The 19,438-nt window shown below is 71.4% G+C and carries 18 protein-coding genes; 9 read left to right on the top strand and 9 right to left on the bottom strand.

Features of this window, described 5'->3' with window-relative positions:
- Positions 1-62: 62 nt before the first annotated feature.
- Together ABT008_RS25700 and ABT008_RS25705 are read left to right on the top strand one after the other, a co-directional pair.
- Positions 63-272 carry a DUF397 domain-containing protein gene (locus tag ABT008_RS25700; protein ID WP_350699194.1) on the top strand — a complete coding sequence of 70 codons (210 nt, stop codon included), beginning with the start codon at positions 63-65 and terminating at the stop codon, positions 270-272.
- 187 nt (positions 273-459) lie between these two features.
- The gene (locus ABT008_RS25705) at positions 460-1,719 is read left to right on the top strand and encodes an outer membrane protein assembly factor BamB family protein (protein ID WP_350699196.1); all 1,260 of its coding nucleotides are present in this window, start codon (positions 460-462) and stop codon (positions 1,717-1,719) included.
- A gap of 106 nt (positions 1,720-1,825) precedes the next feature.
- On the opposite strand, the gene hisC is transcribed toward ABT008_RS25705, so the two are convergent.
- Genes hisC through hppD form a run of 4 tightly spaced genes read right to left on the bottom strand, consistent with a single transcriptional unit; the run spans position 1,826 to position 5,973 of the window.
- On the bottom strand, positions 1,826-2,926 hold the full coding sequence (hisC, locus tag ABT008_RS25710; protein WP_350699198.1) for a histidinol-phosphate transaminase: 1,101 nt from the start codon (positions 2,924-2,926) through the stop codon (positions 1,826-1,828).
- Positions 2,923-3,933: an RDD family protein gene (locus tag ABT008_RS25715; RefSeq protein WP_350699200.1), complete on the bottom strand. Its 1,011-nt coding sequence runs from the start codon at positions 3,931-3,933 to the stop codon at positions 2,923-2,925. Before ABT008_RS25715 ends, hisC begins: the two co-directional genes overlap by 4 nt.
- 22 nt (positions 3,934-3,955) lie before the next feature.
- Positions 3,956-4,756, bottom strand: coding sequence for an RDD family protein (locus ABT008_RS25720; RefSeq protein WP_350699202.1), 801 nt, complete (start codon positions 4,754-4,756; stop codon positions 3,956-3,958).
- Between the two features lie 11 nt (positions 4,757-4,767).
- A complete protein-coding gene (hppD, locus tag ABT008_RS25725; protein WP_350699204.1) occupies positions 4,768-5,973 on the bottom strand; it encodes a 4-hydroxyphenylpyruvate dioxygenase in 1,206 nt (401 codons plus the stop codon).
- Positions 5,974-6,112: 139 nt separating this feature from the next.
- On the opposite strand from hppD, the gene ABT008_RS25730 reads away from it, so the two are divergent.
- Entirely contained in the window at positions 6,113-6,598 is a 486-nt protein-coding gene (locus ABT008_RS25730) for an Lrp/AsnC family transcriptional regulator (protein ID WP_350699206.1), read from the top strand.
- A gap of 170 nt (positions 6,599-6,768) precedes the next feature.
- Here ABT008_RS25730 and ABT008_RS25735 read toward each other — a convergent pair whose 3' ends face one another.
- Entirely contained in the window at positions 6,769-7,761 is a 993-nt protein-coding gene (locus tag ABT008_RS25735; RefSeq protein WP_350699208.1) for an ArsR/SmtB family transcription factor, read from the bottom strand.
- 66 nt (positions 7,762-7,827) lie between these two features.
- Between ABT008_RS25735 and ABT008_RS25740 the strand changes: the two genes are divergently transcribed.
- From ABT008_RS25740 to ABT008_RS25750, 3 genes are all read left to right on the top strand, one after another.
- Positions 7,828-9,093: an MFS transporter gene (locus ABT008_RS25740; RefSeq protein WP_350699210.1), complete on the top strand. Its 1,266-nt coding sequence runs from the start codon at positions 7,828-7,830 to the stop codon at positions 9,091-9,093.
- A gap of 163 nt (positions 9,094-9,256) precedes the next feature.
- The gene (locus ABT008_RS25745) at positions 9,257-10,690 is read left to right on the top strand and encodes an outer membrane protein assembly factor BamB family protein (RefSeq protein WP_350699211.1); all 1,434 of its coding nucleotides are present in this window, start codon (positions 9,257-9,259) and stop codon (positions 10,688-10,690) included.
- A 250-nt stretch (positions 10,691-10,940) separates the two neighbouring features.
- Positions 10,941-12,608, top strand: coding sequence for a fumarate hydratase (locus ABT008_RS25750; protein ID WP_350699213.1), 1,668 nt, complete (start codon positions 10,941-10,943; stop codon positions 12,606-12,608).
- Between the two features lie 60 nt (positions 12,609-12,668).
- Here the strand turns inward: ABT008_RS25750 and ABT008_RS25755 are convergent, their stop codons facing one another.
- Positions 12,669-15,089 (bottom strand): hypothetical protein, encoded by a 2,421-nt coding sequence (locus tag ABT008_RS25755; RefSeq protein WP_350699215.1) that lies wholly within the window; start codon positions 15,087-15,089, stop codon positions 12,669-12,671.
- A 167-nt stretch (positions 15,090-15,256) separates the two neighbouring features.
- Between ABT008_RS25755 and ABT008_RS25760 the strand changes: the two genes are divergently transcribed.
- Complete coding sequence (locus ABT008_RS25760) at positions 15,257-16,666, top strand: class II fumarate hydratase (RefSeq protein WP_350699217.1); 1,410 nt, start codon at positions 15,257-15,259, stop codon at positions 16,664-16,666.
- A 57-nt stretch (positions 16,667-16,723) separates the two neighbouring features.
- Here the strand turns inward: ABT008_RS25760 and ABT008_RS25765 are convergent, their stop codons facing one another.
- Together ABT008_RS25765 and ABT008_RS25770 are read right to left on the bottom strand one after the other, a co-directional pair.
- Positions 16,724-17,032 (bottom strand): hypothetical protein, encoded by a 309-nt coding sequence (locus ABT008_RS25765; RefSeq protein WP_350699219.1) that lies wholly within the window; start codon positions 17,030-17,032, stop codon positions 16,724-16,726.
- Positions 17,029-17,322, bottom strand: coding sequence for a hypothetical protein (locus ABT008_RS25770; RefSeq protein WP_350699221.1), 294 nt, complete (start codon positions 17,320-17,322; stop codon positions 17,029-17,031). Before ABT008_RS25770 ends, ABT008_RS25765 begins: the two co-directional genes overlap by 4 nt.
- A gap of 274 nt (positions 17,323-17,596) precedes the next feature.
- On the opposite strand from ABT008_RS25770, the gene ABT008_RS25775 reads away from it, so the two are divergent.
- Positions 17,597-18,394 carry a helix-turn-helix domain-containing protein gene (locus ABT008_RS25775; protein ID WP_350699223.1) on the top strand — a complete coding sequence of 266 codons (798 nt, stop codon included), beginning with the start codon at positions 17,597-17,599 and terminating at the stop codon, positions 18,392-18,394.
- Positions 18,385-18,567: a DUF397 domain-containing protein gene (locus ABT008_RS25780; protein ID WP_350699225.1), complete on the top strand. Its 183-nt coding sequence runs from the start codon at positions 18,385-18,387 to the stop codon at positions 18,565-18,567. The genes ABT008_RS25775 and ABT008_RS25780 overlap by 10 nt, the downstream gene beginning before the upstream one ends.
- Positions 18,568-18,871: 304 nt before the next feature.
- On the opposite strand, the gene ABT008_RS25785 is transcribed toward ABT008_RS25780, so the two are convergent.
- Entirely contained in the window at positions 18,872-19,417 is a 546-nt protein-coding gene (locus tag ABT008_RS25785; RefSeq protein WP_350699227.1) for a CGNR zinc finger domain-containing protein, read from the bottom strand.
- Positions 19,418-19,438 lie beyond the last annotated feature (21 nt).

The following is a 19,438-nucleotide window of genomic DNA, read 5'->3' on the forward strand; positions in this document are numbered from 1 at the left end:
TGCCCCCCGTTCCGGTCGGCCCGGCCCCGGCTGGCGACACGTCACAAACCGAGGAGATGACGATGCACGAACTCGTGGGCGCGGTCTGGCGCACCAGCAGCCGCTCGAACGACCAGGGACTCTGTGTGGAGGTGGCCGACAACCTGGCCCGTGTCCACGGTGTGGTGGGCATACGCGACTCCAAGGACCAGGCCGGGCCGGTCCTCGTGGTCAGCCCGCCGGACTGGACGTCGTTCGTCGGCGCGATCCGGGTCGGGCGCTTTACCCGCTGACACCGCAGGCCGTGTTCCGCGAGCGCCCATCGCTCTCGTGGGACACGGCCTTCCCGTGACCGACGGCCCCGACCCGGCCGTTCCCCGTACCGCGACGGCCCTACCGGTGGGCGTGACGTCCGAACCCTCGGGGCCGTACCCCGGCGTACTCAGCCCGGCTGGATAGGGTGCCGGTCGGAGGTGCGGGATGGGGTTGACGACGGGCCGGCGACGGATCGTGGCGGTGGTGTCCGTGGCTGTCATGGTCGCGGTCACTGCGATCACCGCGTATCGCGTACTCGCTCCGGCCGAGGTCAGCACGACCGCACGGGGCGAGTACCCGGCCGCCGCCGACCGGGAGGCCGGGGTGGTCGGCCGGCTGCCGGTGGCGCCGCTGATCGTCGACGGTCGCCTCCGCGTGTACGCGGCACAGCGTCAGGTGTACGCCGACGGGCCGGTGGACGCCCGGCACCGGGGCACGCCGTACTGGTCGTACCGGCGCTGGCCCGCCGAGGTGAGCGGGGTCGTCGCGAACGGAACCACGGTGGTCAGCCACTGGTCGGACGGGAAGCTGGTGGCGCTGGACGCGCGTACCGGACAGGTGGCCTGGCAGGTCGACGGGCCGGCACCCGCCGAGGGGTGGACCGCGCGCCGCACCGGTGCCGGCGCGGTCTGGAGCCCGGCGGGCCTGTTCCACGCCGGAGCCGGCGACTCGCCGACGATCGTGGTGTCCGGGCCGCAGCGACTCGCCGCCTTCGCGCTCGACGACGGCCGGCAACTCTGGTCGACGGAGGTGGACGGCGCTTGCCGCACCGACGTCGGCACCACCTCGACCGGCCGATTCGCCGTGCTGGACCGGTGTGGGGGTCCGGCGGTGGTCGAGTTCCGTGACGTGACCACGGGTGTGCCGGACGATCGCTGGGAGCCGCCGGGTGCCGCCGCCGAGTGGAGCGTCACGCCGGTCGGCTGCCTCACCGAGGGCGTGCGCTGCGGTGGCCTGCGTGTCACCGGCCCCGGCGACGACGGGGGGCGAGGCTGGCTGCTGGCGGCGGACGGCCCGGTGGCCGCAGCCGCACTCGATCCGGCCGACGCGGAGTTGACCGGCGAGTGGGTCGTCCGGGCGGCGGACGGCGTGGTCACCGGACGGTCCGCCCGTGACGGCGGGGAGGGCGAGGAGGTCTGGCGGCGTACCGACCTCGGGCCGGTCCGGATCGTGGCGGTCCAACCCGACCGGGTGCACCTGATCAGCGAGACGAACGACCTGATCACCGTCGACCCGGCCACCGGAGCCGAGCGGTCCCGCTTCGTGCTGAACGTGGGGGCCGACGGGGTGGGCTGGACGCCGGGGGCGGCGTACGCGAGCGGTGGCTACCTGGCGGTGGAGCGGCTCCGGCAGCCGCCCGCACCGGACGCCGACGACCAGCGCTACTTCCTCACCTCGGAACCGCTGGTGCTGGCGGCGACCTAGGAGCTAGCGAGTCTCGGGCAAATCGGACAAAAGTTACGTATGCTCTCGGTGGGCTTCCGGGCCGGTCCGCTGGGGGATGGCGGATCGGCCCGGCACCGCTCGTGGCTCAGCCCAGCGCGGACTCGGCGGCGGCCAGGAAGGCGTCGTTCTCCTCCGGCGTACCGATGGTCACCCGCACCCCGTCGCCCGCGAACGGCCGGACGATCACGCCCCGCGACTCGCACGCCTTGCCGAACGCCAGCGCCCGGTCGCCCAGCGGCAGCCAGACGAAGTTCGCCTGGCTGGTGGGCACGTCCGGGACGAGCTTGCGCAGCGCCTCGGTGACCCGGTCCCGCTCGGCCACCACCAGCGCGCACCGCCGCTGCACCTCGTCCGCCTGGGCCAACGCGGCCAGCGCGCCCGCCTGCGCCGCCATGCTCGTGGAGAACGGCGTGACGACCTTGCGGACCGCCGCCGCCACCTGCGGCTGCGCGACGAGGAAGCCGATCCGCAGACCGGCCAGTCCCCACGCCTTGGACAGGGTGCGCAGCACCGCCACGTTCGGCCGGTCGGCATAGGTCAGCCCGTCCGGCACCTCCGGGTCCGTGACGAACTCCCGGTACGCCTCGTCGATGACCACCAGCACGTCGTCCGGCACGGCGTCCAGGAAACGGTCCAGCTCGGCCCGGCGTACCGCGGTGCCGGTCGGGTTGTTCGGGTTGCAGACCAGGATCATCCGCGTCCGGTCGGTCACCGCCGTGGCCATCGCGGACAGGTCGTGCCCGTGCCCGGCCTCGTTGGGCACCTGCACGCTGGTCGCGCCGCTGGTCGCCGCGATGATCGGGTACGCCTCGAACGAGCGCCACGAGTAGACCAGCTCGTCACCGGGCAGGCAGGTGGTCCGGACCAGGTGCTCGGCCAGCGCCACCGAGCCGCAGCCGGTCGCGATGCGGTCCGGGTCCACGTCGTACCGGTCGGCCAGCGCCTGACGCAGCGCGACGACGCCCATGTCCGGGTAGCGGTGCACACCGGCGACCGCCTCGGCGACCGCCTCCACGACCCCGGGGAGCGGGCCGTACGGCACCTCGTTGCTGGCCAGCTTGATGGCCTCGGGCAGACCCAGCTCGCGGGCCAGGTCGGCCGGGCTGCGTCCGGGTACGTAGTTGGGCAGTGCGTCCAGGTCGGCGCGGGTCAGCCGGGGTGTCGGCCGTCGTCCGGTGTCGGTCATGGGGTGTCTCCCGATGTGTCTGCACGGTCGTCAGGGGTGCGGGGAAGCTGGACCACCACGGTCTGTGCCCGCTTGTCGTGCAGGGCCTGCCGTAGCGGATGGTCGAAGAGCGGCGAGAGCGCGTCGATCAACTGGAGCAGCAGGCCGAGGCCGCAGCAGTACCAGAGCAGGGTGGGCAGGCCGAGCGTGTTCCACCGGCGCAGGGCCCGGGCGAAGCCCAGCGGCGCGTCCGCCTCGACCGGCACCGCCTTGACCCGGAGCAGCCGCTTGCCGAAGGTCTGCCCGTTGGCCGCCATGGCCGGGACCTCGTACGCCAACCACAGCGCGGTGGCGAGCAGCAGGATCACCACCACCAGCGAGCCGGCCTGGTCACCCGCCGGGGGCAGCGGGTCCGTGGTGCGGTCCTGCGCCTCCACCCGCCGCCAGAACTCGTTGAGCGGCGTGGCGTACGCCTGCGCCAGCCAATAGACGAAGATCCCGTTCACGAACACGTTGAGCAGGAAGACGATGCCGAAGTCGATCAGTCGGGCGCCGAACCGGGCACCGAACGAGGCCAGCGGCAGACCGTGCGGCCGGGGCGGGGGCGGCTGACCGGGCCAGGTCGGATACGGCCAACCCGGCGGCGGTCCCGAGCCGGGCGGCCAGCCCGGCTGCTGTCCGGGGTGGCCGCCGTGCTGTTCGGTGGTGCCGCCGAGGTGGCCCGGCTGTGGTCCGGGCGTGCCGCCGGGCTGGCCGGGCCAGCCGGTGGGCTGGCCGGGTGTGCCGGTGGGCTGGCCTGGCCAGGTGTTCTGCGGGCCCGGCTCGGTGGGTGTGCCGGTCGGCGAGCCGGCCCCGGCGGCCGGGGTCGCCGGCTCGGGTTCGGGCGTCGGCTCGGGTTCCGGTGGGGGTGGGCCCTCGGGTGGGGTGGCGTCCACCGGGATGGGCGCGCCGATCCAACCCTCACCGTCCCAGTACCTGCGGGTCTCGGGGTCTGCGGGGTCGACGTACCAACCGGGTGCCACGCTCACGTTGCGGCCTCGCTGCGCTCGTTCACCTCGACACCTTAACGACGACGGTCCCGGCGAACTTGTCGTGGAGGCACTGCTGCCAGGGCTTGTCCCACAACTGCCAGAGCCCGTCGATGTAACTGCCACCCGGCACCAGGGAACCGCCGACGAACTGCACGAGGTACCGCTTACCGGCCGCCCGGCGGTCCAGGGTGTGCGTCGGGTCGAGCATCACCACCCGCAGGTTCATCACCCGCTTGCCGACGCTCTGCCCGCCGTTCCGGATCAGGTACTCCACGTGGTAGACCCAGTACAGCCCGAACATCGCCACGAAGAGACCGGCCTGGAGCAGCAGGAACGGCACCAGGAAGTCGGTGACCATGGTCCCCGGATCCGGCTCGACCAGGGTGCCGTCCGGGTTGGTCCGGGTCAACGTGCTGAACATCCGGAACCAGACGAAGAGGAAGGCCGGCACGAACAGCACCATCAGCACCGCGCCGGCGATCAACGCGTCGATCAGGTACGCGACCAGCCGGTCGCCGAAACCGGCCAGCGGCTGCCCGCCCGGCCCGAGTACCGGTGGCACCACACCCGGCGCCCAGCCCGGCGGCGGCGGTTGTCCGGGCGGACCCGACCAGCCCGCGCCCGGCGGCTGCTGCGGTCCAGGCGGGCCCGACCAGCCGGGCGGTGGCGGATAACCGGGTGGCGGATAACCGGGTGGCGAGTGGCCCGGTGGTGCGTACTGGGGCGGAATCGGATGCGGCGGGCCGAGGGGCGGCGGTGCGCCGCCGGCCGGGGGCGTAGGCCCACCGGCCGGCGACGGGTGCACGGGAGGCTGGGTCACGCTGGACAGTGTTACAGGTTGCCGCGCTTGTCCTGCTCCCGCTCGATCGCCTCGAAGAGCGCCTTGAAGTTGCCCTTGCCGAAACCGAGCGAGCCGTGCCGCTCGATCAGCTCGAAGAAGACGGTCGGCCGGTCCTGCACCGGCTTGGTGAAGATCTGGAGCAGATAGCCGTCCTCGTCCCGGTCGACCAGGATCTTGCGGGACTTCAGCTCCTCGATCGGTACCCGTACCTCGCCGATCCGGGCCCGCAGCTCCGGGTCGTCGTAATACGAGTCCGGGGTCTCCAGGAAGTCGACCCCGGCGGCGCGCATCGCGTCGACGCTGGCCAGGATGTCGTTGGTGGCGACGGCGATGTGCTGCGCGCCCGGACCCTGATAGAACTCCAGGTACTCGTCGATCTGCGACTTCTTCCGGGCGATCGCCGGCTCGTTGAGCGGGAACTTCACCTTGCGGGTGCCGTTCGCGACGACCTTGCTCATCAGCGCCGAGTAGTCGGTGGCGATGTCGTCGCCGACGAACTCCGCCATGTTGGTGAAGCCCATCACCCGCCGGTAGAACTCCACCCACTCGTCCATCCGGCCCAGCTCCACGTTGCCGACCACGTGGTCGACCGCCTGGAAGAACCGCTTGGGCTGCACCCCGGCGTCGATCATCGGCTGCCGGTCCACGATCGGCTTGCGGGCGACGAACCCGGGCAGGAACGGGCCGGAGTACCGGGAGCGGTCGACCAGGGTGTGCCGGGTGTCGCCGTAGGTGGCGATGGCGGCCAGCCGTACCGTGCCGTGCTCGTCGGTGACGTCGTGCGGCTCGGCCAGCCCGGTGGCGCCCTGCGCGGTGGCGTGCGCGTACGCGGCGTCCACGTCCGGCACCTCCAGCGCGATGTCCGAGACACCGTCACTGTGCCGGGCGACGTGCTCGGTGCCGGTGGCGTCCGGGCGGACCGCCCCGGTGAGCACGAACCGGGCCGAGCCGCTGGTCAGCACGTACTCGGCGTGGTCCCGGTGGCCCTGCTCCGGGCCCCGGTACGCCACGCAGGTCATGCCGAACGCGGTGGAGTAGTAGTGCGCGGCCTGCTTGGCGTTGCCCACCAGGAAGCGCACGTGGTCCATGCCCTTGACCGGGAACGGGTCCTTGCTGGTGTCGTGGTCGACGGCGCCGACGAGGGCGTCGATGTCGACCTCCTCGGTCGACTGGGGTCGGTCGATCGCCTGGGTCATGGTGGCCTCCCTTGCGTACCGGCCGGCCTCGTGGGCCGACGGGGTCGTCTGCTGCTGCGAGCATCGCGGTGACCGGGCTCACTGGGCAACACACTCCTCTTGCGCTGGTCAGGTTGCGCAAACGGTATGGTGTTCACGCATGAACCCTGGACAGGTTGTACAGCTCGACGCGTTGGACGCCAGACTGATCGAGTTGCTCGCCGAGGAACCCCGCATCGGTGTGCTGGAGTGTTCCCGTCGACTCCAGGTCGCCCGGGGCACCGTCCAGGCCCGGTTGGACAAGCTGGTCGGTCGGGGCGTGATCGCCGGCTTCGGGCCGGACCTCGGGCCCGCCGCCCTCGGCTTCACGGTGACCAGCTTCGTCACGCTGGAGATCAGCCAGCGGCTCGGACACGACCCGGTGACCCGCCACCTCGCGGCGATTCCCGAGGTGCTGGAGGCGCACACCATCACCGGCTCGGGCGACGTGCTCTGCCGCATCGTGGCCCGGTCCAACACCGACCTACAGCGGGTGATCGACCAGATCGTGGCGTACGAGGGGATCACCCGCGCCTCGACGATCATCGCCCTCGCCGAGCAGATCCCCTACCGCGTCCTCCCGTTGGTCCGCTCCGCCGTCGAATGAAGGCCGTCGTACGGCGGTTGTAGCGCCGCGCAGGGGGGTGCTGTGTAAGGAAGGGTCCCCTGCTAACGCCTCGTGTATAGGAAGGGACCCCTCCTAACATCCGGACCGGACCGGACGGGGCGGACGCGCTGGGCGCGTTGGACGCGGTGGGCGTGGCGGTGTGGGAGTCGTCAGCGTTCGGCCAGGGCGTCGCCGAGCGGGGTGCGTCGGTAGCGGACGGCGCGACCGGAACGTACCCGGCTGACCAGGCCCGCCTCGCGCAGCACGGTCAGGTGGTCACCGACCCCGCCCAGGCTCAGCCCGAGTTGGGCGACGAGCTGACTGGTGGTGGCGGGCAGCGCGAGCGCTCGTAACACCGCCGCCCGCGACCGCCCGACCAGGCGGTCCAGCACGTCGTCCGGGCGGCCCGGATCGGGTGGCCCGAGCATTTCCGCCGCACCGTAGGCCGGGTAGACGATCGCGAACGGCCAGGGCGGTTCGAGGTATTTGATCAAGATGCCGAAGACGGTGGGGACGAAGAGCAGGCCCCGCCCGGCCAAGGAATGCGTCTCCTCCTGGTGCGGGTCGTCGACCTCGATGGTGCCCACGTCGCCGCCGGGCACCCAGCGCAACCGGGGGTCCAGGTCCGCGACCGCCGCCCCCCAGCCGTACGCGAGCAGTCGACCCGCCCGGTGCAGCAGGTCGCGTTCCAGGACCGCCCGCAGGCGGGGCCAGTCCGGCTGTACGAGTGTCGTCCAGGCCGCCTCGATCGCGTCCGCGAGCAGGTCCACCACGTTCGGCGACCGGTAGATCCGGCGGGCGTACTCGGGTGGTGTGGTGTGCGGGGCGACGAGGTTGCGGGCCAGTTCGTCCCGGGCCTGGGCGAGCGGGGTGGCCCGGACCACCGCCAGTTCGTCGGCGAAGTCCTGGGCGGTGTCGGCCGGTGGCGGATGGATGAAGTCGGCGTTGTAGCCGCCCCGGCGCATCAGCGCCAGCAGCGCGCCCACCTCCGGCAGCTCGCGCCGCAGCCGCTCGTACACCGGCCGTTGCCGGGCCACCCAGGGGGTGAGCCCGGGGGCGGTGTTCAGCCCGGCCAGCAGCCGCAGCGCGGAGACCGTCTCACCCAGTGGTGAGACGGCGAACCGGCTCGCCGCCAGGTCAGCCGGGGTCACCTCGATGCGCATGCCACGACCTTTCGCTCCCTGGCGAAAGGATAGAGCCGGACGGGCCGTACCACGAAGCTTGCCGGCGTGAACAGCACCAGTACCACCGCAGCTCAGGCGGCTGCCGACCGGCCGGCGACGTTCCGGGACGTCTTCGCCGTCGCCGAGTTCCGGGTGATCTTCGCCAGCTTCGGCGTCTTCATGATCGGCGAGACGGTGAAGATGCTCGCCCTGTCCGTGCTGGTCTACGAGCGCACCGGGTCCGGCCTGCTGGCCGCCCTGGCGTACGTGACCGGGTTCCTGCCGCACGCCCTGGGCGGGGTGTTCCTGCTGGCGCTGGCCGACCGGTGGCCGGCCCGGGCCATGATGGTCGGGTACGACCTGCTGCGGATGGCCATGGTGGCGGTACTCGCCGTCGGGGTGCTGTCCCCGTCGGCCATGCTCGGGCTGGTCGCGGTGGTGGCCCTGTTCGGCCCGGTCAGCAACGCCGCCCGCACCGCGCTGTTGCCCGAGGTGCTGCACGGCGACGCGTACGTGCTGGGGCGCTCGCTGCTCTCGGTCGCCGCCGGCGGGACCCAAGTCGCCGGGTTCGCGGTCGGCGGACTGCTGCTCGGGCTGGTCGGCCCGTACGGTGCGCTCTGGTTGACCGCGGTGACCTGCGGGCTCTCGGCGCTGCTGGTGCGGGTTGGTCTCACCCGACGCCCGGCCCGCGTCAAGTACGCCCCGACGACCGACACGCCTGCGCGCGGTGCGGTACGCGAGACGCTGCGGGTCAACCGGACGCTGCTCGCCGATCGCCGGATCCGGGGACTGCTGCTAGCCCAGTGGCTGCCCGGCTCGCTGCTGGTGGGCGCGGAGGGGGTGGCCGTGCCGTACGCGGCCGACCTGGGGCCGGGGGCCAGCGCGGGCGTACTCCTGATGGCCGGCGCGGGCGGCATGCTCGTCGGTGACCTGCTGGTGGGGCGGTTCGTGGCGCCGGCCCGGCGGGAACGGTGGACGCCCTGGCTCGCGTTGCTGCTCGGCGTACCGATGCTCGCGTTCGTGGCCCGGCCGTCGCTGGTGCCGGCGGCGGCCCTGTTCGCGGTGGCCACCGCGGGCTTCGCCTATCAGCTCGGGTTGGCCCGGCGGTTCCTCGACGCGGTGCCCGAGGGGCGGCGTGGTCAGGCGTTCGGGCTGGTCAGCACCGGCATGATGGCGATGCAGGGGTTGGCTGCGGCGGGTGCGGGCGCGCTCAGCGAGGTGCTCGCGCCGGGCATCGTGATGGCGCTGGCCGGTGCCGCGTCGGCCACGGCGACGCTGATCCTGTGGCCGGTGCTCGCCCCGAGCGGCCGCACGCGCCGGGTCGCCGCGTGAGGTGCCGCCGCGTCCGGTCGCCGCGTTCGGTCGCCGCGTCCGGTCGTCGTGTGAGGTTAGGAAGGGACCCTTTTACCACCGGAGGCGTTAGAAAGGGTCCCTTCCTTTCACGACACGCGGGGCGGTGCGGGCGGTTGAGGGCGCGGGTGGCTACCGTGATCCGGTGGCGAAGGGCAGCGGGCTCGGCGTGCGTGGCGGCCTGCTGCTCGGGCTGGCCACGGTGGTGGCGCTCGCCGCGACCGGAGTGTGGAATCCGTTCCCCACGATGTGGGACTGGGTGAACCGGCGTCAGCCCATCTCCTCCCCGGACGTGCTGTGGCAGCAGCGCATCGGCGGCACCCCACGCAGCGTCACGATCGCCGGCGAGGCGGTGATCGTCGAGCAGCGCACCCGCGTCGAGGCCCGCAGCCTGGCCACCGGCTCCCAGCTCTGGGAACGCAAGGCCGACTGGAGCGCGGTGGCGGGCGTCGGCCCGGAGTCTGTCGTCGCCGTGGGCAAACTGCTGGTCAAGGGGTACGAGGTCCTTGACCCGAGCACCGGCGTGACGCGACGACGTGACGACGACGCGGTGGCCGTCTGGACGTACCGGAACATGCTGCTCGACGCGCGGTGCGTGGAGGCCACCGACTGCACGCTGAGCGCCTGGGACCCGCGCGGCTCCGCCCCGATCTGGACCGCGTTCCTGCCCGGAGTCAGCAGCGGCCTGCTCGCCGACAACCCGAACCTGCTGGACACCCGTCGACTCGGCACCAACCGCATCCACGAGGAGGTGGCCGGCCCGGAGTCGGTGCCGCCGCTGCTCGGGTTCCCGGTCGACGGCCGGGTGCACGTGGTCGACACCGCCACCGGCCGGGTGCTCCAGAACGTGGAGCCCGGCCGGGACGAGCGGCTGGCCGTGATCGGTGGGCGCCTGCTGCACATCGCCGCCCGCTCGCAGGACGGCAACTGCTACTTCGCCATCACCGGCCGCGACCCGGCCACCGGCCAGGAGGCGTGGCGGCGGTCGGGGATCAACCTGCGGACCGCCGACAGCGCGGGCTGCGTGCAGCGGGAGGACCCGTACGGTGCCCGCAACGTGCTGATCGGGGTCGCGCCCGATGGCCGGGAGGCGGTTCTCGACGGCTACGACGGGCGGCTGCTGCTGGTGGCCGCCGAGGGGGAGCGGGTGCTGGCCGTCGACGACCGGTACGGCGTGGTGCGGACCGCCGACGGGGACACCGTCTCCAGCCGGGAACTCGGCACCGACCGGACCAGGTGGAACCGGCCCACCGGGGAGAAGACGGGTGCCGCGCTGACCCCGTACGCGGCCGTGCTCACCGACGAGAAGCCGAACCGGCTGGTGGCGCTCGACCCGCGTACCGGTCGGGAACTGGCCGTGCTGCGGACCTCCGCCAACGCCCTCGCCGTCGGCCCCGCCGGCATGGTGATCGGCGAGGGCCGCGAGATCGGGTACGTCCGCTTCGGCGCCACGGGCGACCCGGCGCGCGACGGTGACGGGGGAGTGCCGGGTCCCGCCGGCACCGGGCAGGTGCCGCAGCCCCAGGAGAGTTGCGGCCCCAAGAACGAACTCTGCGCCGCCCCCGATCCCGGCAAGTGAGCCGGTCACCGGGGCGGATGAGTGCGACGCCCCACCACCTGACCCGGCGGGTGGGACTGATCGACCCTTCTGCCCTAGGCTTTGCCGTCATGAGCGAGCGCCAGCGAGCGAATCATCAACTCAGTGCGGTGATGGCCTCATGGCGGCACGCAGCGAAGCGGAGTGTCGTCATGAGCGAGCGCCAGCGAGCGAATCATCAGCGCAGTGCGGCGGTGCCTCGTGGCGGCGCGGAGCGAAGCGGAGTGCCGTCATGAGCAGTGCCGTGGACTTCTCGTACGCCCCCCTGCTGCCGACCGGTCCCGACCAGACGGAGTACCGCCTGATCACCGACGAGGGCGTCGACGTCGTCAACGGGCCCGGTGGTCGGCGGTTCCTCACCGTGGATCCGGCTGCGCTGACCGCGTTGACCGCCGAGGCGATGCACGACATCGCGCACTTCCTGCGTCCGGCGCACCTGGCCCAGTTGCGGTCGATCGTCGACGACCCGCAGGCTTCGCCGAACGACCGGTTCGTGGCGCTCGACCTGCTGCGTAACGCCAACATCGCGGCCGGCGGGGTGCTGCCGATGTGCCAGGACACCGGCACCGCGATCGTGATGGGCAAGCGCGGCCGGCACGTGCTCACCGACGGCAGTGACGCCGAGGCGATCTCGCGGGGCGTGTGGCAGGCGTACACGCGGTTGAACCTGCGCTACTCCCAGCTCGCCCCGCTCACCATGTGGGAGGAGCGCAACACCGGCAGCAACCTCCCGGCCCAGGTGGATCTGTACGCGGAGGACCCGGACGGGCACCCGGACGCGTACAAGTTCCTGTTCATGGCCAAGGGGGGCGGCTCGGCCAACAAGTCGTACCTCTATCAGGAGACGAAGGCGCTGCTGAACCCGACGCGGATGATGCAGTTCCTGGACGAGAAGCTGCGGCTGATCGGCACCTCGGCCTGTCCGCCGTACCACCTGGCGGTGGTGATCGGCGGCACCAGCGCCGAGTACGCCCTGAAGACCGCCAAGTACGCCAGCGCCAAGTACCTCGACGCGCTGCCCACCTCCGGCTCGATGACTGCGCACGGCTTCCGGGACCTGGAGTTGGAGGCCGAGGTGCTGGAGCTGACCCGCAACTTCGGCATCGGCGCGCAGTTCGGTGGGCGGTACTTCTGTCACGACGTGCGAGTGGTGCGGCTGCCCCGGCACGGCGCGTCCTGCCCGGTGGCGATCGCGGTGTCCTGCTCGGCCGACCGCCAGGCGGTTGCGAAGATCACCCCGTCGGGTGTCTGGCTGGAGCGACTCGAAACCGACCCGGCCCGCTATCTGCCCGAGGTCACCGAGGGGCAGTTGGACGCCACCGAGGTGGTCCGCGTCGACCTGAACCGTCCGATGGACGAGATCCGCGCCGAGCTGTCGAAGTACCCGGTGAAGACGCGTCTGTCGCTGACCGGCCCGCTGGTCGTGGCCCGCGACATCGCGCACTCGAAGATCGCCGAGCGGCTGGACGCGGGCGAGTCGATGCCGCAGTACCTCCGCGACCACGCCGTCTACTACGCCGGTCCGGCGAAGACCCCTGAGGGGTACGCCTCCGGCTCGTTCGGCCCGACCACGGCCGGGCGGATGGACGCGTACGTGGAGAAGTTCCAGGCGGCCGGCGGCTCGATGGTGATGCTCGCCAAGGGCAACCGGTCGACCCAGGTGACCCGCTCCTGCGAGCAGCACGGCGGTTTCTACCTGGGCTCGATCGGCGGGCCGGCGGCCCGGCTCGCGCAGGACTGCATCAAGCACGTCGAGGTCCTGGAGTACGCGGAACTCGGCATGGAGGCGGTCTGGAAGATCGAGGTGGAGGACTTTCCGGCCTTCATCGTGGTCGACGACAAGGGCAACGACTTCTTCGCCGAGGTGACCAAGCCGGTCCTCAGTATCGGTCGCCGCTGAGCACACCCGACATGACGAGGGGCGCCGGGCGGAAGCCCGGCGCCCCTGTCGTTGCGGAGGTCAGCTCTGGCTGCGCACGTAGAAGTAGTAGTAGTCCTCGCCGGACGTGATGCCCGACGCGGTCCTGCTCGACACGTACAGGTAGTTGCCGCCGTCGTACTGCGGGGTCAACGTGATCGTCGCCGTGCCGTCGGCTCCCGCCGCGACCGTCCGCTCCTCCCCGTTGTACCGGTAGACGAACTCGGTGCTGCCCGGCATCTGCGCGGTCAGCGTGAACTGACCTGGCACGTTCGGGGCACCGCCCCCGGTGGGCGGATAGTCCGCGCTGGTGACCGTCGGCGTCAACGGGTTGAGGGCGAAGGCGTACTCGACCTGGTCCGAGACCAGCGATCCCGACGTGGCGCGTACGGTCAGCCGCACCCAGCCGGAACGATCGGCGGGGTAGGACTGCGGCGTCCAGTTGACCTTGGCCATCCCGTCGGCGCCCGCCGTGACCGTCCGCTCCTCCTCGCCCTCGAAGGTATAGACGTAACCGGTCACCCCTTCACGGGCCGGGCGGAAGGTGAACTCACCGGTGACCCCCGGCCCGCCGCTTGACTGGTATTCGGGATAGTTCGCCGACTCGATCGTCGGTGCCCAGGAGGTCGCTCGGAAGTACGCCGAGGCGGTCTCGGAGACGGTGCCGTCGGCGGTCCGACTGTAGACCTCCATCCAGTGGAACCCGCCGAAGGTGGAGGTGAAGGTCACGCTCGCCGTGCCGTCCGCCTCGGCGGCGACCGTCCGTTCCGGCCCGCCGGCCACCGACCAGACGTACTCGGTCACGCCGGGCATGCCAGGGCGGAAGACGAACGTGCCGGCGGTGCCGACGAGGGCGCCCTCGCCGCCGCCGATGGGGTACTGCTCGGACGAGACGGTGGGCAGGGTCGCCAGACGGAACTGGAAAACTGCCTCGCCGCTGGGCAGCCCACCTGAGGTCCGACTGGTCACGGTGACCCGGTTCATGCCGGACTTGCGGGGGGTGATCGTCACCGTGGCGCTGCCGTTCGTCCCGGCCGGCACGGTGGCCGGCTCGCCGTCGTTGAGCCGGTAGGTGTACTCGACCACGTCATCCATGCCAGGCGTGAACGTCAGCTCGCGGGGCTCACCGATCGCGCCGTCCGGGTTCCCGTCGGTTACCTGAGGTGCGGTGTCGCGCACCGTGAACTCATACCTCATCTGCGCCGAGCGGTTGCCGGTCCGGTCCGCGGTCTGCACGTACAGCTGGTTGAAGCGGCTGCGCGTCGGCGTGTGGCTGATGGTGGCCGTCCCCGACCCGTCGGCGGCCACATAGTGGAGCGGACTGCTCTCGCCGTAGTAGAAGCCGGCGATGTCGTCCGCGCCCGGCGCGGAGAAGTGGAAGGCGCCGGGGATACCGGGACCGCCGTGACCTGGCTGGGTCCGGCCGGACGGGTAGTCGGTGGAGGTGACCGTGGGGGCCGGTGGGCGTACCGTGTCGACGGTGAACCGGCACTCTGGTGACCAGTCGGAACTGGCGTGTTGGTCGGCGGCGCGCACCGAGAAGGCGTACGTGCCGCCGTTGACCATTCCACCCGCCGGCACGGTGTAGAAGAAGCGGCTCGGCGCGTAGATGCGGTAGGACGTCCACTCGGTGCGCTCGGTGGGCCGATCGACGGGCCACCAGGCGAAGGTCGCGGTCACCGGATCTCCGGCGGACCCGTCTACCGCGTCCGGGTCGGTGACCTGGGCGCTGAGTACCGGCTCGGTGGTGCCGATCAGACGGCCGTCCGCGCAGGCCAGACCGGCGACGGTCCGCGCGCCTGGCACGTCGGGTGCGGCGTTGGCCTCGATCGAGATGCCCAGCGGCGTGATCCACCGGCTGAGGCGCTTGTTCTTCTCATGGTTCCCGGCGATCCGGGCCATCAGGGTGAGGCTGTCCTGACCGCGGGTCACCGCTTGGCGCAGCGTCTCGGTGAGATCGAGTTCGAGGTAGCTGGCCGGGCAGGCGGGGGAGTTGTAGACGTCCCCACCCCGCTCGTGTACCTGCGGGGCGGTCTGCCAGGTGGGCGGCGTCGACGGCGTGTCGGTACGCCAGATCTCGATCTTGCGAGGCTGGCCGCAGTCGGCCACCGACGACTCGCCGATGACCCCGACCGCGTTGATGATCTCCTTGCCCTGGTAGCGCGTGAGATCGAAGGTGAAGTACGCCCGCGAGGTGTGCTTGCCTCCGTCGGACGTCCAGGTGCCGACCGGCACCTTGTCGGTGGTGCCCATCGGAAATGCGACGGTCGGCTGCTTGAGGTCGGTGTGACTGATGCTCGTCGGGCGTTCGAACCTGGTCACCCCGGCGGCCGCCGGCGCGCTGGTGACGAGCACGGCGATCGGTGCGGTCAGCAGGGCGACCGCGCCCGTGATGAGGAATCGACGCGGTGTGCGCCGTCGGCGCGCGGTACGCACGCCGGTGTTGTCCCCGTTGTCCTGCAAGGTGTGAACCCTTCGATGAGAGTGGCAGACCTCGAAGATCTTAAAAGAATCGTTGTCTTGGTCGCGCCGCACTTTCGGGTGGAACGGCGCCTCCCGGCCGGTTGTTGTTCGATCTCAGGTCGAGCGGCTGGGGCGAACATCTGCACGTGCCCGCTACGCGGGGCAGGATGGTATGCGTGACGACTCCAGAGGCGACGGGCTACCGGATCGAACGCGACTCGATGGGCGAGGTGGAGGTGCCCGCCGAAGCGCTCTGGCGGGCCCAGACGCAGCGGGCGGTGCAGAACTTCCCGATCTCTGGCCGGGGGATCGAGCCGGCGCAGATCCGGGCACTCGCGCAGATCAAGGGCGCGGCGGCCGAGGTCAACGGGGATCTGGGCGTGATCGACGCGAACGTGGCCGCAGCGATCGCCGCCGCCGCCGCGCACGTGGCCGACGGCGGGTACGACGACCAGTTCCCGGTCGACGTGTTCCAGACCGGCTCCGGCACGTCGTCCAACATGAACACCAACGAGGTGATCGCCACGCTCGCCGGGCGGGAGTTGGGCGGCAGTGTCCATCCCAACGACGACGTGAACGCCTCGCAGTCCAGCAACGACGTCTTCCCCTCCTCGATCCATCTGGCGGCCACCGAGGCCGTCGTACGGGATCTGCTGCCGGCGCTGGACCACCTGGCCGCCGCGCTGGAGGCGAAGGCGTCGGAGTTCGAGACCGTGGTCAAGGCCGGGCGCACCCACCTGATGGACGCCACGCCGGTGACCCTCGGGCAGGAGTTCGGCGGGTACGCCGCCCAGATCCGCTACGGCCTGGAACGCGTGGAGGGCGTGCTGCCCCGGCTGGCCGAGCTGCCGCTGGGCGGTACGGCGGTGGGCACCGGCATCAACACGCCGCTCGGGTTCGCCGCCCGCGTGATCGAGAAGCTGCGTGACTCGACCGGGCTGCCGGTGAGCGAGGCGCGCAACCACTTCGAGGCGCAGGGCGCCCGCGATGCGCTGGTGGAGACCTCGGGCCAGTTGCGTACCGTCGCGGTGGGGCTTTACAAGATCGCCAACGACATCCGCTGGATGGGCTCCGGCCCGCGCGCCGGCCTGCGCGAACTGCGCATCCCCGACCTCCAGCCGGGCTCCTCGATCATGCCCGGCAAGGTCAACCCGGTGGTCTGCGAGGCGGTCCGGCAGGTCTGCGCACAGGTGATCGGCAACGACGCCACGGTGGCCTTCGCGGGCTCGCAGGGCGACTTCGAGCTGAACGTCATGCTGCCGGTGATGGGCCGCAACCTCCTGGAGTCGATCCGGCTGATCGCCGCGTCGAGCCGCCTGCTCGCCGACCGCTGCGTGGTCGGCCTGGTCGCGGACGCCGAGGTCTGTCTGTCGTACGCCGAGGGCTCGCCGTCGATCGTCACCCCGCTCAACCGCCACCTCGGGTACGACGAGGCCGCCTCGATCGCCAAGGAGGCGCTGGAGAAGCAGATCTCCATCCGGGAGGTGGTGGTGTCGCGTGGCCACGTCGAGTCCGGCAAACTCAGCGAGACCCAGTTGGACGAGGCGCTCGACCTGCTCCGCATGACCCACCCCTGAGAGTGGACCCCTGTGGGTGCGCCGGTCACGGGCCGGGGTGTCACGGGTCGGGGTGTGTCACGGGTCGGGCTGGTCACGGTCGGGCTGACCGCGCGGCACCCAGGCGAGGAAGCGGGCGAAGAGTGCCGCCGGAGTCGGTCCGTCGTGCGGGTTCAGGCGGTACAGGTCGGCGGTGGCGTCGTGCAGCACCGCACACAGGTAGACGCTGAGCGCGACGCGGTCATGGGCGTACTCGGCGACGAGGGCGAGCCGCGCGGTGGCGCAGGGCCAGGGTGCGGCGCAGACCCGGCACAGCCACAGCGGACGCAACGCCAGGTGCGGACGGACCGGCGTGACCGGCGTAACCGGCACCGACGGGCCGGTCACCAGTGGCCGCCGTTGGCCCGCCAGGACTGTGCCGGCGTGAGCCTGCCGGCCCTGCCGACCTGCGGGTTCGCCACGGTTGCCTGGGCCCACGAGGGACGGTTCGGAGGCGACGCGGCGGTCGGCTCGGTCGGCACCGAGGCGTGCCGGTCCGGGCAGGTGCGCCAGCGCAGGCCACAGGAGCAGTAGCGGCGCAGCCCACGCCAGACCCGACGGTGCCGAGGTGCGAGGGGGATCGGCCGCTGATTGCGGCGGGTGCTGCGGAACCAGGTCGGACGGGCGGGTCGGGACATGGCACGGGTGTCCTTTCGAGCTGAGTCGGATATGCCATCGCCCCCGGCAGTGGGACCGCCCGGCCGGGGGAGCGGACGGTCCCACCTCGACGTTTCGCGCTCGGGGGATGAGCGGTGAACGTCGGTCTTCACAGTCTGCTGACGACCCCACTACGGTCGGAAGGGTTCGACCGTCCTGTCCGAGGCCCACTGCGATGGCTGGGCTCGCCGGTGGCGGGGCGCTGGAGTCGATCGACCGGTTCCTGGAGGGCGGTTGGAGATGACGGGTGGGCAGATGACAGCGGCGACATTCCTGGTCGCGGAGCTGCGTCGGGCGCGGATGCGACGCGGCTGGAGCCAGGAGGACCTGGCCAAGGCGGTCAACTACTCGGCGTCGATGGTCAGTGCGGTGGAGTTGGGGCAACAGCCGCCCACCCCGAAGTACCTGGAACAGTTCGACAAGGCCCTCGACACCGGCGGCCTCTACGGCCGGATGCTCACCGACCTCGTCGCCCTCGACAAAGCCCAGGTCTGGCTACGCGGGGCACAGACGATCGTCGGGCAGGCGGCAAAGCTCCGGTGGTACGAGCCGCTGTATGTCCCCGGTCTGCTGCAAACCGAGGCTTACGCACGCGCCGTCTTCGAGGCTGGTGGTCTGCTGGATCCAGACGAAGTGGAGCGCAGGCTGACGGAGCGGATGGAGAACCAGTTGGTCCTGTCCGGGGACCACTCGCCCTACCTGATCGTGATCATCGACGAGGCTGCGATTCGGCGGTGTGTCGGCGACCGGAAGATCGTCTCCGAGCAGGTCTCGCATCTTGCTGACATTGCCGGCGAGCACCCCCGCATCCGGGTGCACGTGGTTCCGCAGGCGGCGGCGGAGTACCCCGGCCTGGGTGGACCCTTCCTGCTCGCGAGCGGGAGGGACGGCACCGAGGTGGCCTTTCTAGGTAGCCATATCGGTGGCCAGGAGCTGGATCGGTCGGAGGATCTCGATCTTCTCAGGCAGGTGTGGGAGGTTTGCCTTGGCGAGGCGTATACGCCTCGCCAGACGATCGAGCTGTTGAGGGAAGTGGCCGAGGCATGGAGCTGACCGGAGCCCATTGGCGCACGAGCAGTCGGAGCGCGCAGTCCAACGACTGTGTCGAGGTGGCGTTGAACGTTCGCGGGGTGGTCGGGGTGCGGGACAGCAAGGACCCGGCGGGACCGGTGTTGGCCTTCGACCCGTACGCCTGGCGGGTCTTTGTCGCCGCGCCGCCGCGCTGACGTGATCGCCTCGTCCTGTGGTGGGTAGGTTTCTTGTCGCTGGGGCGACAAGAAACCTACCCACCTCCTGTGCTTTCACCGACGGTGCTCGACCAGAGGGGACGACCGGTCGTCGCGGAGGGCGAGGCGTGCTGTCCCGTCGGCTCCGTGTGTCTCGGGATACCAAGATCATGCTCGATCCCGGATCGAGTGGCATCGGCCGCCCGCGATAACCACTCGATCCTGGATCGAGCGTGACCTTGACCGTGACCTCGATCCCGAGCGTGGCAGGGCGGGGCGATGAACGGCTCGGGGTCGGGTCAGGTCAGGAGCGGGCGGCGGCTTTGCGGGCACGGTAGGCGCTGACGGCGGCCCGGTTGCCGCAGCCCGCCTCACAGAACCGGCGGGACCGGTTCTTCGACAGGTCGACCAGTACGTTGTCGCAGTCGGGGTGGTCGCAGGTCCGCAGCCGGCGCAGCTCGCCACCGCGTACCACGTCGGCGACCGCCATCGCGGCCTCGACCGCCATCCGGGTGGCCAGCGGGGCGTCGCGGGGGACGGCGTGCAGGTGGTACGGCTCGTCGTCGTGCGTGATGAGCTGCGGCAGGGCGCGATGCTCGCGGAGCAGCCCGTTGACGATCTCGACGATCTCGTCGACGTCGGCGGACCAGAATCGTCGCAGCCGGGGACGCAGGGCGCGTACCGCGCGGAGTTCGGCCTCGCTGTGCTCGTGCCGGCCGCTGTAGGAGTGGGTGACGTAGAAGGCGTCCAGCGCGGCGACGTCGGGCAGCTTGTCGCCGTCCCGGCCGTCGGTGTTGACCAGCGCGGCGGCGGCGGTCAGCGAACATTCGGTGTCATGGGCGAAAAGCAACTTGACTCCTGTCGTGGCCCC

The organism is Micromonospora sp. NPDC002389 (assembly GCF_040296095.1).
GTDB lineage: Bacteria > Actinomycetota > Actinomycetes > Mycobacteriales > Micromonosporaceae > Micromonospora.